General features: G+C 70.6%; 1 protein-coding gene. It reads left to right on the plus strand.

Going from position 1 to position 415, the window contains the following annotated elements:
- On the plus strand, positions 1 to 415 hold a 415-nt coding region (locus D7X55_RS41805; protein WP_199747455.1), incomplete at both ends, for a site-2 protease family protein.

Consider the following 415-nt stretch of genomic DNA (forward strand, 5'->3'; position numbering starts at 1 on the left):
CTCGTGGGCGTGGGGGCTGGCGGTGGCGGTGGGGCTGTTCTTGTCCGTGCTGCTGCACGAGATGGCGCACACGCTCTATGCACTGCGGCATGGCGGCGAGGTGCACGGCATCACGCTGATGATTGTGGGAGGCGTGTCGGAGCTGGCGGAGGTGCCCAGGCGTCCCCGGGACGAGGCCGTGATGGCGCTGGTGGGGCCGCTGACGAGCCTGGGGCTGGCGGCGGTGCTGGGCGTGCTGACGTGGGGGATGCACGGCCTGGGGCTGTTCCAGTTGCAGTTCGCGCTCTTCACGCTGGCGATGCTCAACGTGGTGCTGGGGGGCTTCAACCTGTTGCCGGCGTTCCCCATGGACGGGGGGCGCATCGTGCGGGCGGCGCTGACGCCTCGGTTGGGATTGGTGCGGGCGACGCAGGTG

It is taken from the genome of Corallococcus sp. AB049A, assembly GCF_003668885.1.
GTDB lineage: Bacteria > Myxococcota > Myxococcia > Myxococcales > Myxococcaceae > Corallococcus > Corallococcus interemptor.